Genomic DNA, 14,546 nt, shown 5'->3' on the forward strand with positions numbered 1-14,546 from the left:
GGGAGCGCCTTGCGGGGTTCGTGCGAGGCGCGCCCGTCACGGCGCCGTCCTCTCGATGGTGTCTGCCGCTGCCGCCCGGAGCGTTGCGCGGTCGACGAGCGCCTCGACCTCGGCATCGTCGAGGGTGGTGCGCTCTGTCAGCGCGTGCGCGACGCGGGCGACCGCGAGCCGGAACTCGATCCGGTCCAGGAGCGCGTCGGCCGTGGCGTACGCGGCCTGCCAGAGAGCGACACGCTGCGTGTCGTCGAGGTCCGGGATTAGCGAGACGAACCGTGCCTGCCTGCAGAGATCGCACCAACCGTGCTCGAGCTGGTGCAGGCGCTGAAGCAGCTCATCAGGATGCGGGCGCCTCACCCGACCCAGGGCCATGCCCTCCGCAAGCGGACCTGCCGCGCTGGTGATCAGGGCCGTCATCAGGGTCAGAGAGGGATCGCCCTCGTGCGGAGAGGTGTATGCGACGTGCGGCCCGGCAGCCTCGATCGTGGCCTGCTCGATCCGTCGCCCCAGCGCGATCGCCACCACCGCGTGCCCAGCTTCGTGCGCGGCTGTGAGGCGCATGGCCTCAGCATCTGCCGCGGCTGCGACCGCGCGCTGATCAGCAGAGAGGCGCGCAGGGCGCCACCCGGAGCATCGGCAGGGCGTCACGCGGCGCTCTCCGCATCTGCCGGTGCGGGCAGTTGCGCCGCCTTGACCACCTCGACCCGGGTGTCCTGCTGCCGGGGCGGCCGGGGATCGCTGGGCGGTGCGGCTGCAGCCTCGCGGAGGGCCGCGGCCTGAGCCGCGACCTCCGGGCCGTCCTGGCCGAGAGGCATGCCGCCCCAGCCGCTCAGGCCTGCGGGCGCCCAGATATCGGCCGTGCCCGGTAGCAGTCCCGGTAACGCGACCGTGTTAGCCAAGGATTCCGGTCGATATGCCGGTCGCGCAGGTAGGTAGGCGGTGACCACTCGGTCGGGTGTTCGTGCGACTTCCGCAAACTCCAGGCGGCTACGATCCATCGGAATGCGGCCGTAATCCTTGCCATAGCTTTTGCCATTGCGCGTCGTGTGCTCGATCTTCGAGATAAGTTCTGGTGCCACATCGCCGAGATGGTCGTGTGGTCCAACGTAGACCCAGCGCCCTGGTTTGACCGTCTTGGACAGCACGACCTCGGCCTCGCCCGGCAGGCCACGCACAAGCTGCTCGGGGTGCTCCAGGGGCACCGCGCCCGCCGGCAAGTCGGCGTTGGCAGCGGCGATGGCCGCGTCCGCCGCGCCCACGCTCGCCAGGATGTCCTGGATAATCAGTGCAGCGGCCGGGTACTCGGCGAGGCGCTTCTCGGCCGTGGCCTTGAGGCTCTGCGCCTCGCGGTACCGGGCGACGCGGGCCGCCTCTGCCTCGCGGGCCCGCGACTCCTGCAGGCGCTCCTCGGCGAGCCGCACGACAGCTTCGGCACGGCCGCGCAGCAGCTCGGCGCCGAGCTTCCGGTCATGAGCCTCGCGCGTGGCCTCTGCCTTGGGATCGAGCTTGGAGGCCTCGAAGGCGGCGAGCGCCTTCTCCTCCAGCTCCCGTGCTGCGGCGAGCTCGGCGCGCGCTTCTTGGAGCGCGCGCTCGGCCTCGCCGGTGGTCATGTCGGCGCCCGTAGCGCGAAGACGTTGGATTAGCTTCCCGATCATATGGGAAGCTTGACGCAGCTGCCGAGTGATCGCGACCGGTCATTGCGGTCGCAGAACCGGTCAAAGCGGTCACGGCTTCGGGCCAGGCCGCGATTGGAGATAGGCGACCACCTTGCGCATCGAGATCCGCGGCTTCCGCGGGCCTACGTAGACCGTCCAGCCCTTTCGCTCGGCAAGCTTGCGAGCGGCATTGACAGAGCGGTCGAGCAGGTTGGCGGCTTCCCAGTACTCGAGGAGATCGTCATCTTCGCCGCCCTCGGGCTGGCCGAGGATCGCGCTACTCCGCTCCTCGCTGGCCTCCATGCGCGCAATCTGCTCCCGCAGGTCCGCCGCGACGCGCTCGACGTCCGCGAGGGTGGAGCGCAGGGCGTGGAGGGGAAGGAAGGTGACCGGCTGCACGGCGCTACTCCTCGGCGCTCGCCGCGCGGGCATGGTGCTCGGCGGCGGCGACCGCCGCGTGGAGCTGGCCGATGGCGACCTCGATCCCGGAGAGCCTGTCCCGGGCGGCGCGCACCGCGGCCGGATCGGGACCGCGCAGGGCCGCGTGGTAGGCGTCGCGCGCTGCCCTCTCCAGGGCGCGCGCCTCGTCCAGCCGGGTCTGGGCCTGCTCCAGAGCACGGATGGCCGCGGCGGGGATGAGCGTGTCGGCGGTCAACGCTCACCTCCCTCGACGCTGCCGGCCTGCTCGATGAAGTCCCCGACCTCGATCAGGCCGAGGTCGGCGAGCTCGCGTTGCATCCGACGCGGTGCGGGGCGTCGGCTCGGCTGCACATCCTGCTCGGGTGCCGGATGGCCGACCCTCTCGAACAGGGTCCAGACCCCATCCCGCCCTTCGAACAGGACGAACCGGCGAGTGCGGTGCCGCCCCTCCATCCACATCTTGCCCCCGGGCCCGCGCCGGGCCGTGAAGCGCATCACCGCGCGGAGATCAGCCGCCATGGGCGCCTCCTGCCTCGTAGAGTGAGGGGAGTCGCTGAGACGCAGATCTCACGCGGCGTGACAGATTTCGAGCCTTTCGGGACGAGGAAAGTGCCAAGCGTGACGTGAGAAGCTCACCGCGTGACGTTCTGACCTGGATCTGAGACGGGAGGCGTGATCTTGGTGCACGTCCGTGATGCTCGGCCTCGTCGAGGGTCATCGAGATCCTGATGCTGTCGAGACGGCGCGATCGCGTGTCCCTCAAGGGACCGCGAGCGATCGCGCCATCACCCGCAACGGCATGTGCGCACCAGCTGCGGTGCCCCGAGGTCCTGAACCTCTCCAGCCTCAGCGGGAACGCGGCCGCGATGCTGCGGCTAGACGAGCCGCGCCGGTCGGGACGATCGCGCCTGGGGCGCGCCGCCCGCCGGACGCTCGCGGGCAGATCCACGGAACTCCACCGTGGAGTGATCGTGGAGCATCCGTGGAGCACGCCCGACAGCTCCATGCTCCACTCCACACTACCCCCCCTCTTAGAGGGGGGTGTGGAGGGCGTGGGGTTGGCGCTCGGTAGATCCACAGCGAGGACCACAGGGTGGCGTGGAGCTACGGGCACCGGACCACCCTCGAATCGAAGGAGATCGCTCCCGCAGCAGCCAGGGCGATGAGATCCCGGCGCATGGCCTCACTAGCGGCCTTGAGGGCCTTCTGGTCCGACCCGGCTGGTGCCAAGCCGGCCTCCTTGAGGGCAGTGAGCAGGGCAGGCCGTTCGATCTCGCAAGTCTCGAAGGACCGGATGACGTCGAGCACGCGCGCGGCCCGGCCTTTCGGACCGGCCGCGTGCTGCGGGTCGTCTTCCACAGGCCGCGCCGTGATGACCGTCTGACCGCTTGCGGTCACGACCGGTTCGAGCCGGAAGGTGAGCGCCTGTCCCTCGGCGACGGCGTTCGCCTTCGTGACGACGGCTCGACGGATCGGACCGGTGCCCTTGAGGGTCAGCTCGACATCCACGGCGCCGAGAAGCGCCCCAGAGCCACGCATCCCGTTCCCGGCCTTGTCGGGGTGGTGCAGCACGAGGAGCGCCGCAGATGGGTACGCCTCGACAATCCGCGTCATTCCCTCAGCGGCGAGGCCGATGTCGCGGCTGCTGTTCTCGTCGAGGCCGCGGAAGCACCGGGCAGCCGTGTCGACCACGACGAGGACGAGGGGCTGGCGCTCGTCGGCCGCCACCTCGGCAATGGCAGCGAGGAGTTCATCCACACTCTTGGGATCGGCGAACTGCGGCCGGGCCGGCGTGACGTAGATCGGGGCGCCGGGTAAGGCGGCGGCCTTGAGCCGCCGCTCCACCTCGGCGCTGCGCTCGGCCGCGACGTAGAGCACGGCGCCACGCCGCACAGTGTGGCCGAGGAATGGCTCCCCGGCTGTGACGCAGACCGCCACCAGGGTGGCGACGGTCGACTTGCCCCCGCCCGGCGGGGCAACGAGGGCGGCGATCTCTCCCGCCGCCAGGATGCCGGCGATGACCTCGACGCGGGGCGGCCGCTCGGGCAAGCGGTCGAGGCGATGGAAGCGTATGCCGGGCCGCCCACGGCGGGCAGGTTCGGCGGGGGCGTCGGCATTTGCTACGGCTACCCTCGGCAGGGTCGCTGGTTGCGGAGGAGAGGCAGCCGTCATGCGACCAGCCCTCCCGTTTCGTCGTGCTCGCCCTGAAGGCCGAGGGCGCGGGTGACGGCATCCTCGAGCCAGACGAGTTCATGGGCGATCGCAGGCTCGCAGAACCCCGCTGCCCGGCGGCTCTCAGCCAGCGGGACGAAGTGGCGGGCCCGAAAGTCCTCAACATCCTCGCCGGCCGGCAGGCATAGGAAGGCGTCGGCGAGCCGTTCGACGAGACGCCTATCCTTCCAAGCGGGCCAGAGGAGCAGGCGGCCGGTGCCGGCCGAGCGCGCGGAGCGCTCGGCCGCACGCCACAGCGGGAGGTCATTCGGATCGGAAGGAGCGGTCATGCGCCCCTCCTCGTGCTGCGCCTCATGGCGCCGAGGAGGCGCCCCAACCCAACCTCACCGTAACGTCGCTCCAGTTCGTCAGCCGAGCCGAGGCGGCACAGGAAGTAGCTCGCGAAGGGACGGTCGTGGTTTAGGAGCGCGTCGAGCTTAGGGCGAGAGAAGCCGCGGCGCTCGGCCTCGCTGATCCCAGCCCGCATCGAGCTAGCCGGGAAGGTCTCGCCGAACACCTTCACGACGCGAGGGAACAAGATCACGTCGGCCATGATCACCTCCTCACGTCGAGCTCACGATGCGATCGGTTATCGCTGCCGCTTCGTGGGGATGGGTGCGCTGGTACCAGTCGATCAATGACGGGCCGTCCTCAGGACCGCCGATCTCCGGATCGAAGGTGAAGTAACGGCCATCGCGGCTCCAGGCCGGATGCGCGTCCACAGCTGCGTTCAGCAACTCGTCGGCAACAGTTGCTTCCGGGCTCTCCAGGTCGCGCAAGATCCCCTGAGCTTCCGGATCTCCACGCTCCGCAACCATGCGCACCGCCTCGTTCCAAGGCATGTCCGGCGGGATGGAATGCTTGTTGTTGAAGGCGATCATCGCTTCCAACTCCGCCGCCTGCCGCTCGTCCTCCTCTCGCTCCTGCTGAACTTCGAGTTGGTAGGCAGCAAATGCTTCGGCTATGTCTTCCCGCTTTGCTTTTGGAAATTTCTCAGCTCCTTCCTTGATGAATAGCAGGAGATCTTCTTCCTCGCTGCCGGTATATCTCTCGCTGATGTCTCTCAGCCAAGCGATCATGTCAGACAAGCGGTACTGCATGTTCGCCTCCTCACGCTGCGGTCGCGGGAGAGCACAGGCGGGAGCGCTCACGTTTCGCGAGCCATTCATCGACTTCCGCCTCAGGCCACGCGATGCGGCGCTCGCCGATGCGGATGGGATCGGGGAACCTGCCCTTGCGGCGAAGCCGGTGGAGTGTCGCGTTGGAGAGGCCCGTCTTGGCCTCGACCTCGCGTTGAGAGATGTACTTGACGCTCAAAGCCGCCTCCTGGGATTCAAAGCGGCCCTCTGAGTAGCCACAGGGTCCCAGGCTGTGACGGGGGTAACCAAATTTTTTTTCGCGTGCGATTTACCCCTATCGGATGTCCCCGATGACAGTCGCCATTGAGCGATACTCATAGACCTCATCTCGGTCCTGTTCGCTCGCGCTGCTTCGGTACCAATCCACAAACTGGTCAACCATGTCGGGAGTAGTACTTGAAAGGGATTTGAGCGCGGCTGATACCGTCAAGATATAGCGAACAAAATTTCCGGTCACTGCCCCATCTTTATCTTTGGAAACCGCGGCTCTCCTGCTTGTTGCTTCCTCGTAGATCAACGTGAGCCAGATCCAGAAGCGGCGCCTAAAATATAAAGCTTCGCGACCAGAATAGTCTGGCTCGCTTTCAATAGCTTCAGCCAAAAGGGACCTGAACGCAGTGAGGGGGCAATCTGGTCCGCCAAGAACGATTTCCTCTGCTCCGATAACCGGGCAAGAGCAAATATCAAGCCGGGCAGTTATCCAGGATCGATTCTTTTCTATCTCTGAAATTAGATCGTCACAGAGTTTCAGTGCTTTCTGAAGGCTGCTCAACTTACCACGCGTCTTCAGCCCAGCGCGTCGATCAGAGATATAGTGTTATACGGCTCTTATAATATCACTGCCGTAGAGCGCGACCGCATCCTCGCTCCCCAATATCTCGCTCAGAGTTGTCCTGAAATCCCGGGCGCGATCGGTCGATCGTGTGCATTGGACATCCGCCGTCATGCGCACGCCTCCACAACAGCAGAGACGTGATTGGCCCATGCGTCGAGCGCTGCCCTCTTCTCCTTCAGCCGCTCGTATTGGTCGTAGTGCCGTGCGTGCACGTCGTCCTCGACGTGAGCGAGCACAGCCTTGCGGTCCTCGCGTGGGATCCCGAGCCGGCCGAGCCCAGTCGCGACGGTGCGTCTGAAGTCGTGCGGAGTGGGGGGCTCGGCCTGTAGCGAGGCGACAGCCTCCTGATCTGGGCCGTCCAACTCGAGCGCGGCAATGACCCGCCGGACGGCCTGGGACAGGCTGTGCCGGGCAAGGCTGTCGCGAGCCACGAAGCGGCTCGCGAACACGCGCTGCCCGTCACCGTCGGCCTGCCGGCGCTCGATGGCGCCCTGCAGGATCTCGACCGCCTTCTGCGCGAGCGGGACCGCATGCACCCGCCTTGTCTTCATGCGGGCGGCCGGGATCTCCCACCGAGCCGCCTCGGGCCTGTCGAGGTCGTGCAGCTCGGCGCGCACGAGCCCGGCGACCTCGCCCGGCCGTTGCCCGACGAGGAGGAGGAAGCGCAGGGCGTCTCCGACGTCCCGTGTGGTGCCCATGCGGCCAAGCGCGTGCCAGAGCACGCGCAGCTCGGCATCGGTGAGAACCCGATCCTTCGCCGTTTCCTTGGCCCGCTTCTTGAGGCCGGCGATCGGGTTCACCTCAAGGTGCTGATCTTCGACTGCCCAATTGAAGAGGGTCACGAGCACCGTCTGGCAGCGGTTCGCGCTGATGGGCGCCGTCTTCTTGATCCCGTCGAGGAGGAGGATCGCGTCACGCCGGGTGATGCTTGCGGCCGCCCGCTTTCCCCAGGCGGTGCGCGGCCGCTTCAGATAACCCTCATCGTTCTTCCAGGATGCCTTGTTGGGCTTGGCGTACTCGTCGAGGTAGCGCTGGGCGAGGGCATCGAAGGTGAGGACGCTCTCGGCCGCGGACTGCCGGGCCTTGAGCTCGTGCTGCGGGTCGCCGCCATCGGCGACGGCGACCCGGTGGCGCGCCGCCCGCTCCCGTGCATCGGCGAGGGTGAGATCGGCGAGGCGCCCCAGCGTGATCCGCTGGTATCCCTTGCCTGACTTCGGCCTGTACCGGAACGACCAAGCCCCGTTGCCGTTCGGGCCGATGCGTAGGCACAATCCCGGGGTGCGCTCGTCCCAGACCTCGATCCGCTCCGAGGGCGGCCGAGCCTGAAGGCCGGCGACGTAGGTGTGGGTGAGGGAGACGACCGGCATGCTCGCGCACTAGTCATTCTGGAGAGCTGGGGTTCTCCCGGGGTTCAGGAACGCGAACCGTCCTGAACCCCGGTGAACCCTCTCAACGCATAATGACGTTTTACGACAGCGAGATGCAAGGGCTTATGAGACTTGTTGACTCCCTTTGAAATCCCGGTTTGGGCGGCTGGGGGACTAGGGGTCGTGGGTTCGAATCCCGCCGCTCCGACCATTTGTCGTCAGGCACTTAGGCCTGATCGCGGAGGGTGCCGGCAACTCGGTTTGCAGGCCATGTTGCAGAATCCGGTTCCGGCGGTGCGTGTCGAGCGTGAGGAGTGCGGCCTCTGCCGCTTCGCAAGGCTTCGCCCCCCTCTCCACATGCCTTCCCGGCTGACTGCCTGTCGTGCCGGTCCGGTCCGCCTCGCCTGCGCGAATGGGAGCGGCGGCGAGACCCGGTCACACCCGTGTGGTGAGCCGCCTCGACCCAAGGCGCCAGCGTCAAATCGACCTCCCTGAGTCGGCGGGATCTATTTAATTCGATAGGCGGCTTTGAACTCGTCGATCGTATATCGCTGTCCCGATGGATCCTTGATGGAAATATTGGAGAAATTCTTGTTCATCAGAAAAGAGGCTTGATCCAGAGCTTCGCCGACGGTCCCACAGGGTTTCGCGATGCCGCCTACCGGAGCTGCTGCTGTGACTAGGAGGAACATCGGCCCCTCCACCACGCCGGTTGAGGTCGAGCAGCATCCAAGGTGGTGCGTCCCGGTGCAAAGGCGATTCCGGGTTAGCCGGCATCGCCGTCCGGATCGCCATGCGCCGCAGGCCTTGAGCGCGCGGAGAAGTCTTGCGGCGCAGCCGACGTGACCGACGGCGTTCGGCGGCCGTCATCCGGCGCGGCCCGGTTCACCGATGCCGCATCCCTGCTGCACCGGCGGCTGCGAACCGGTCCGGCGCCGCGACGTTGGTCCGCGCGCCGAGGCTCGCCGCGATGGCGCCGCCTCGCCGCGGAGGAGTGCAGGATGCAGGGCCTGGAGAACGCGTTCGGCATGGGCTTCGTGACGGGCCTGCGCAGCCTGACGGCCTGTGCGGCGCTGGTCGGGGCGGCCTCGCTCGGGCGGACACGGATCGGCGGGATCCCGGCGGGTCCGGTTCCGTGCGGCTTGGCGTTGGCCGCGGCGGCTGCCGAGATGGCCGGCGACAAGATGCCGTTCGCGCCCGACCGGCGCATCCCGCCGTCCTTCGCGGCACGGCTGGCGATAGGCGCGGTCGCCGGCGCCGCGCTCGCGGGGCGGCGGCACGGCCGGCTCGGCGGTGCCCTGGCGGGTGTGGCGGGCGCGGTGGCCGGGACGATCCTGGGGCGGACCGCCCGGGGCGCGAGCACGCGCACGGCCGCGGATCTGGCACGGGGGCTGACGGAGGATGCGGTGGCGGCGGGACTGGCGGTCGCCATCGTTCGCCGGGCGGGACGCCGGCCGGTGTGAGCGTCGAGCGCCGGGGGCGTCCGGCGGCGCGCTCTCGGATCGATGGACGATCCGGTTCGATCAATCCCGTCGTGATGATGCCAGAGAACCGTGCGGGCCTCGAATGGATTGATCCCCGGCACGCCCCGGCCGGCTGGCGTGAACGGCGCGAACCACCCTGCGAGGAGACAGCGGAATGTCGATCTTCATCGTCATCATGGGACCCTGGCTCCTGCTCGCCATCCTCGATTACATGCGGATGCGGGGATCCAGGCCGTTGTGATCCGTCTGGCGGGCGGGTCCGGTGCGGGCTGTCGGCACCGGACCCACGGTGACACGTGAAGTCAGGGTGACTCGGCGGGCGGCGTCCCGCTCCGGCAGCGGGACGCCGCAGCCGAACCGCATCAGTAGAAACGGACGGCGATGCCGTGCGGACGGCCGAAGGGCCGGTAGCCGTAGCCGTAGACCGGGCGGTAGCCGTAGCCGTAGGGACGGTAGCCGTAACCGTAGCCGTAGGGACGGTACATCGGGCGGCAGTGCCCCCAGGCGTTCGGCGCCCAGCCCGGGCCGCAGCCCATGGCGACGGTCTGCACCGGGGCGTCGCCGGCGATCATCCCCGCCTGCGCCACCGCGCCCGGGGCCGCGTTCGCCGCCGAGGCGAAGCCGAGCGTGCCCGCAACGATCGCCAGGGCCATGATCTTCGTGCTCGTCATGACAGTATCTCCTCTCGTTCCCTTCGTCTCCGCGACCTGCGGATCAAGAACAAGAGAAGTGTTACTGCGCCCTCGCCGGGAAGAATGTGCCGAATGACACGCCGGCGCGGGCCGCCGGACCGGGAGCGGGCGCCGGCCCGTCGGGGCCGGCACCCGCCCCTGAGGCGGGCCGGGCGTCGCATCACCGGACATTCTGTGCCCGGCCCGCCGCCGCGCCGCCGGGAGAGGGGCTGGATGGGCGGCACGGCGGATGCACCGTTGCACGGGCGCCGCGGCTGCGCTGTTCACATAGGCAACGGGAGCGGTCGCAATCGCGCTTTACAAAAAGTCGCGAATGCTCCTGTGTGGGTGCGACGGGGCGCGCCGGCCCCGGGAGGAAGACGGGCGATGAAGTTCCGGGTCGAGGTCGACTGCACCCCGCTGGAGGCGCGCCAGTTCGTCGGTCTACCCAACCTTGAGCCGATGCAGGCGGCCGTGATGGCGGAACTCGAGCGCCGGATGCTGGCCGACATCGAGCGCTTCTCCCCCGATGCCATGCTGCGCAGCTGGTTCTCGCTCTTCCCCCAGAATGCCGAGCAGATGCAGTCCATGTTCCTGAACATGTTCCAGCAGGGCTTCGGCGGCACGGCGGCGCCCGCCCGGACCGACCGCGAGCGCGAGTGAGGCGGGCCTCGCCGCTGGTGCCGTTCGGCCGCCAGGAAGTCTGCCCCTGAGGAAGGGAGGCGGCTGCCGCAGAGGCGTCGTGCCGCTGCCGGAGCGCTTGCCAAAGGTCATCCGCATCTGCAAGCCTTCCGCGCGGAACGGATCGCCCCGTCCGGGGCGCGCTGCCGCCGGATCCCGGGAGCCCTGATGACCGACAAATCGTTTCCCGCGAGCGCGATCACGCGCGTGCCTCTGGCACTCATGCTGTCCGGACTGGCGGGATGCGCGGATGCGATCGGGTTCCTCGAATTCTCGCAGCTGTTCATGTCGTTCATGTCGGGCAATACCACCCGCTTCGGCGCGGCGGTGGCCCAGGGCGAGTGGGACGGGGCGACCCGCGTCGCCTCGGTGATCGCGGTGTTCTGCTTGGGCGCCTTCGCGGGCACCCTCGTCGCCGCCTGGGCCGGGCGCTGGCGCCTGCCCGTGCTGCTGTGGCTCCAGGCCGCCCTCCTGTGCCTCGGGCTCGGCATGCCGGAGGGGCCCGTCCCGTTCCCGTTCCACGTCTACCCGGTGGTGCTGGCGCTCGGGATGCAGAACGCGACGCTGCAGGATGCGGACGGGCGCAGCCTCGCGCTGACCTACGTGACGGGAGCGGTGGTGCGCTTCGGCACCGGGCTGGCGAACCTCCTCCTGCACAAGCCCGCCGACTCCTTCTGGATCCAGGCGCCGCTCTGGGGGGCGTTGAGCTCCGGCGCGGTGGTGGGCGGCGTCCTGCACACTTATTTCGGCGAGGCCGCCTTCCTGTTCACGGCGGCCCTGGCGGCGGGCCTCGCCCTGGCGGTGACCGTGCTGACCCTCGCCAAGCCGGGCAGCCGGCTCATCGCCGGCACGGCGCCCGCCCCCGACGCGCCCGCCGATGCCGTGCCCGTGACCGTCGTGAGGGAGCGCGCGACGGCAGCGTCCTGAGCCCTCCGGCCTGACGCCGATGCCGGTTCGCAGGCGGCCAAGAGGCAGCCATGAAGGCGAGAGCAGAACCCTGAGGCAGGACCGCCCGGAACAATTTTGCCGGGCAGGCTCGCGGCAGAATTACGCAGGGGTAGGACGCCGCATCGTCAGATCTCGCGCCGGACGCCAAGCAGTCCCGGCGACCGGGCGCGGCCCCGCGCCGGATCTGGTCCTGTCTGAGTTTCCGGACAGAATCTCGCTTCTATTCCGAAATGTCGGAACGGCCTCGGCCGGGCGCTGCACTAAGCCCTTGCACTTCCACGTGGCTTCTCTAAGCCATGGTGTGGCACGCGCCGTGCTCATGGCCCGGCGACAGACCAGCCCCGCGCCGCCGCGAGAGGGCTACCAGGGAGGACCAGAGTGGAACGCAGCCGCGAACTCGACCAGCGCGATCCCGATCCCGTGGAGACCCGGGAGTGGCTCGACTCCCTCGACGGCGTGCTCGACGTGGAGGGGCCCGAACGGGCGCACTTCCTGATCGGGCAGGTGATCGAGGAGGCCCGCAAGAAGGGCGCGCCCGTCCCCTACTCGGCCAACACCGCCTACCTGAACACGATCCCGGTCGACAAGCAGGACCCCCACCCCGGCGACCGGGCGATCGAGCACCGCATCCGCTCCGCCATCCGCTGGAACGCCATCGCGATCATCCTGCGGGCCAACAAGGACTCCTCCGAACTCGGCGGCCACATCGCCAGCTTCCAGTCGGCTGCGACCCTGTACGACACCGGCTTCATGCATTTCTGGCACGGGGCCAACGACAGCCACGGCGGCGACCTGATCTACGTCCAGGGCCATTCCTCGCCAGGGATCTACGCCCGCGCCTTCCTCGAAGGGCGGCTCACCGAGGAGCAGCTCCTGTCCTTCCGCCAGGAGGTCGGGGGCAAGGGCCTCTCCTCCTATCCGCATCCCTGGCTGATGCCGGATTTCTGGCAGTTCCCCACCGTCTCGATGGGCCTCGGGCCGCTGATGGCGATCTACCAGGCCCGCTACCTGCGCTACCTCCATCACCGCGGGCTGGCCAACACCGACGGCCGCAAGGTCTGGGCCTTCATGGGCGACGGCGAGATGGACGAGCCCGAGTCCCTCGGCGCCATCGCGCTTGCGGCGCGCGAGAAGCTCGACAACCTCGTCTTCGTCATCAACTGCAACCTGCAGCGCCTCGACGGGCCGGTGCGCGGCAACGGCAAGATCGTGCAGGAGCTGGAGGCCAACTTCCGCGGCGCCGGCTGGAACGTCATCAAGGTGCTGTGGGGCTCCGGCTGGGATCAGCTGCTCACCCGCGACACCTCCGGCATGCTGGCACGCCTGATGACCGAGTGCGTCGACGGCGAGTACCAGGACTTCAAGTCCAAGAACGGCGCCTACATCCGCGAGCATTTCTTCGGCCGCTACCCCGAGACCGCCGCGCTGGTGGCCGACTGGAGCGACGACGACATCTGGCGCCTCACCCGCGGCGGCCACGACCCGAGCAAGGTCTACGCGGCCTACAGCGCGGCCGTGAAGCATAAGGGCCAGCCCACCCTCATCCTCGCCAAGACCGTGAAGGGCTACGGCATGGGCGAGGCCGGCGAGGGCCAGAACATCACCCACCAGCAGAAGAAGATGGGTGAGGCGGTCCTCAAGCAGTTCCGGGACCGCTTCCAGATCGACCTCACCGACGAGCAGGTCGGCGAGATCCCGTTCATCCGCTTCCCCGAGGGAAGCCCCGAGCACCGCTACCTGATGGCCCGGCGCGAGGCGCTGGGCGGTCCCCTGCCGGCGCGCCGGCAAAAGGCGCAGGCGCTCCAGGTGCCGCCGCTGGAGGCCTTCGACGCGCAGCTCAAGGAGACTGCGGGCCGCGAGATCTCCACCACCATGGCCTTCGTGCGGGTGCTGAACACGCTCCTGCGCGACAAGAGCATCGGCAACCGCATCGTGCCGATCGTGCCCGACGAGAGCCGCACCTTCGGCATGGAGGGCATGTTCCGCCAGTTCGGCATCTTCAGCCAGGTCGGCCAGCTCTACCGGCCGGAGGATGCCAACCAGCTGATGTACTACCGCGAGGACGAGAAGGGCCAGATGCTCCAGGAGGGCATCAACGAGGCCGGCGCCATGTCCTCGTGGATCGCGGCGGCGACCTCCTACTCGCATTCCGACGCGCCGACGATCCCGTTCTACATCTACTACTCGATGTTCGGCTTCCAGCGCATCGGCGACCTCGCCTGGGCGGCGGGCGACATGCGGGCGCGGGGCTTCCTGATCGGCGGCACCGCCGGGCGCACCACCCTCAACGGCGAGGGGCTCCAGCACGAGGACGGGCACAGCCACCTGGTCTCGGCCACGATCCCGAACTGCATCTCCTACGACCCGACCTTCTCGTACGAGGTCGCGGTGATCGTGCAGGACGGCCTGCGGCGGATGTATGCCGAGCAGGAGGACGTGTTCTACTACATCACCGTGATGAACGAGAATTACGCCCATCCGGGCATGCCGGAGGGGGCGCGGGAGGGCATCCTCAAGGGCATGTACCTGTTCCGCGAGGGCCAGGGCAAAGGCCCGCGGGTGCAACTCCTCGGCTCGGGCACCATCCTGCGCGAGGTGATCGCGGGGGCCGAACTCCTGAAGACGGATTTCGGCATCGTCGCGGACATCTGGTCCTGCCCGAGCTTCACGGAGCTGAAGCGCGAGGCGATGGCGGTGGAGCGCTGGAACATGCTGCACCCGACCGAGCCGCAGCGGACCTCCTACGTCGAGACCTGCCTGTCGGGCCGCTCCGGCCCGGTGATCGCCGCCACCGACTACATGCGGCTCTTCGCCGACCAGATCCGCCCCTACGTGCCGGGCCGCTACAAGGTGCTGGGCACGGACGGGTTCGGGCGCTCGGACTACCGGGTGCGCCTGCGCGACTTCTTCGAGGTCGACCGGCACTGGGTGGCGGTGGCGGCCCTCAAGAGCCTCGCCGAGGAAGGACAGGTCCCGGCCGCCAAGGTCGCCGAGGCGATCGCCAAGTACGGCCTCGATCCGCAGAAGCCCGCACCCTGGACGGTGTGACCCGACGCGGGCCCCTGCTCCCGTCCGGGACAGGGGGCCCGCCACGCAAGCTCCATCGAGCCAGCATCCATCGAGCCAGCATCCGTCAAG

At 68.4% G+C, this 14,546-nt stretch carries 18 protein-coding genes; 4 read left to right on the plus strand and 14 right to left on the minus strand.

The genetic code is table 11. From position 1 onward, the window contains the following. Positions 1 to 36 precede the first annotated feature (36 nt). The 13 genes from MFF61_RS09735 to MFF61_RS09795 form a co-directional block, all read right to left on the minus strand. The gene (locus MFF61_RS09735) at positions 37 to 558 is read right to left on the minus strand and encodes a zinc metalloprotease (RefSeq protein ID WP_238234902.1); all 522 of its coding nucleotides are present in this window, start codon (positions 556 to 558) and stop codon (positions 37 to 39) included. An 83-nt stretch (positions 559 to 641) separates the two neighbouring features. Further along, positions 642 to 1,607, minus strand: coding sequence for a hypothetical protein (locus MFF61_RS09740; RefSeq protein WP_238234903.1), 966 nt, complete (start codon positions 1,605 to 1,607; stop codon positions 642 to 644). Positions 1,608 to 1,721: 114 nt separating this feature from the next. Continuing rightward, complete coding sequence (locus MFF61_RS09745) at positions 1,722 to 2,051, minus strand: hypothetical protein (protein WP_238234904.1); 330 nt, start codon at positions 2,049 to 2,051, stop codon at positions 1,722 to 1,724. A gap of 4 nt (positions 2,052 to 2,055) precedes the next feature. Further along, positions 2,056 to 2,307 carry a hypothetical protein gene (locus MFF61_RS09750; protein ID WP_238234905.1) on the minus strand — a complete coding sequence of 84 codons (252 nt, stop codon included), beginning with the start codon at positions 2,305 to 2,307 and terminating at the stop codon, positions 2,056 to 2,058. Continuing rightward, positions 2,304 to 2,591 (minus strand): hypothetical protein, encoded by a 288-nt coding sequence (locus MFF61_RS09755; RefSeq protein ID WP_238234906.1) that lies wholly within the window; start codon positions 2,589 to 2,591, stop codon positions 2,304 to 2,306. The genes MFF61_RS09750 and MFF61_RS09755 overlap by 4 nt, the downstream gene beginning before the upstream one ends. Before the next feature lie 585 nt (positions 2,592 to 3,176). Continuing rightward, the gene (locus MFF61_RS09760) at positions 3,177 to 4,244 is read right to left on the minus strand and encodes an AAA family ATPase (protein WP_238234907.1); all 1,068 of its coding nucleotides are present in this window, start codon (positions 4,242 to 4,244) and stop codon (positions 3,177 to 3,179) included. After that, positions 4,241 to 4,573 carry a DUF6074 family protein gene (locus MFF61_RS09765; RefSeq protein ID WP_238234908.1) on the minus strand — a complete coding sequence of 111 codons (333 nt, stop codon included), beginning with the start codon at positions 4,571 to 4,573 and terminating at the stop codon, positions 4,241 to 4,243. Before MFF61_RS09765 ends, MFF61_RS09760 begins: the two co-directional genes overlap by 4 nt. Then, on the minus strand, positions 4,570 to 4,836 hold the full coding sequence (locus MFF61_RS09770; RefSeq protein WP_238234909.1) for a hypothetical protein: 267 nt from the start codon (positions 4,834 to 4,836) through the stop codon (positions 4,570 to 4,572). The genes MFF61_RS09765 and MFF61_RS09770 overlap by 4 nt, the downstream gene beginning before the upstream one ends. A 10-nt stretch (positions 4,837 to 4,846) precedes the next feature. Then, the gene (locus MFF61_RS09775) at positions 4,847 to 5,383 is read right to left on the minus strand and encodes a hypothetical protein (protein ID WP_238234910.1); all 537 of its coding nucleotides are present in this window, start codon (positions 5,381 to 5,383) and stop codon (positions 4,847 to 4,849) included. A gap of 10 nt (positions 5,384 to 5,393) precedes the next feature. Further along, positions 5,394 to 5,600, minus strand: a complete 207-nt coding sequence (locus MFF61_RS09780; RefSeq protein WP_238234911.1) for a helix-turn-helix transcriptional regulator — start codon at positions 5,598 to 5,600, stop codon at positions 5,394 to 5,396. A 96-nt stretch (positions 5,601 to 5,696) separates the two neighbouring features. Next, positions 5,697 to 6,194: a hypothetical protein gene (locus MFF61_RS09785; RefSeq protein ID WP_238234912.1), complete on the minus strand. Its 498-nt coding sequence runs from the start codon at positions 6,192 to 6,194 to the stop codon at positions 5,697 to 5,699. 170 nt (positions 6,195 to 6,364) lie between these two features. Beyond that, positions 6,365 to 7,624 (minus strand): tyrosine-type recombinase/integrase, encoded by a 1,260-nt coding sequence (locus MFF61_RS09790; RefSeq protein ID WP_238234913.1) that lies wholly within the window; start codon positions 7,622 to 7,624, stop codon positions 6,365 to 6,367. 506 nt (positions 7,625 to 8,130) lie between these two features. Then, a complete protein-coding gene (locus MFF61_RS09795) occupies positions 8,131 to 8,316 on the minus strand; it encodes a hypothetical protein (RefSeq protein WP_238234914.1) in 186 nt (61 codons plus the stop codon). A 309-nt stretch (positions 8,317 to 8,625) separates the two neighbouring features. Here MFF61_RS09795 and MFF61_RS09800 point away from each other — a divergent pair, with 309 nt between their 5' ends. Beyond that, positions 8,626 to 9,087, plus strand: a complete 462-nt coding sequence (locus MFF61_RS09800; protein ID WP_238234915.1) for a hypothetical protein — start codon at positions 8,626 to 8,628, stop codon at positions 9,085 to 9,087. Between the two features lie 383 nt (positions 9,088 to 9,470). Here the strand turns inward: MFF61_RS09800 and MFF61_RS09805 are convergent, their stop codons facing one another. Next, positions 9,471 to 9,779, minus strand: a complete 309-nt coding sequence (locus tag MFF61_RS09805; protein WP_238234916.1) for a GCG_CRPN prefix-to-repeats domain-containing protein — start codon at positions 9,777 to 9,779, stop codon at positions 9,471 to 9,473. Positions 9,780 to 10,166: 387 nt separating this feature from the next. Here MFF61_RS09805 and MFF61_RS09810 point away from each other — a divergent pair, with 387 nt between their 5' ends. The 3 genes from MFF61_RS09810 (at position 10,167) to aceE (ending at position 14,456) form a co-directional block, all read left to right on the plus strand. Next, positions 10,167 to 10,442, plus strand: a complete 276-nt coding sequence (locus tag MFF61_RS09810) for a DUF6489 family protein (protein ID WP_238234917.1) — start codon at positions 10,167 to 10,169, stop codon at positions 10,440 to 10,442. 186 nt (positions 10,443 to 10,628) lie between these two features. Next, positions 10,629 to 11,387, plus strand: coding sequence for a YoaK family protein (locus MFF61_RS09815; protein ID WP_238234918.1), 759 nt, complete (start codon positions 10,629 to 10,631; stop codon positions 11,385 to 11,387). Positions 11,388 to 11,786: 399 nt separating this feature from the next. Then, on the plus strand, positions 11,787 to 14,456 hold the full coding sequence (gene aceE, locus MFF61_RS09820) for a pyruvate dehydrogenase (acetyl-transferring), homodimeric type (RefSeq protein ID WP_238234919.1): 2,670 nt from the start codon (positions 11,787 to 11,789) through the stop codon (positions 14,454 to 14,456). Positions 14,457 to 14,546: the final 90 nt, after the last annotated feature.

The organism is Methylobacterium isbiliense (assembly GCF_022179325.1).
GTDB classification, from domain to species: domain Bacteria; phylum Pseudomonadota; class Alphaproteobacteria; order Rhizobiales; family Beijerinckiaceae; genus Methylobacterium; species Methylobacterium isbiliense.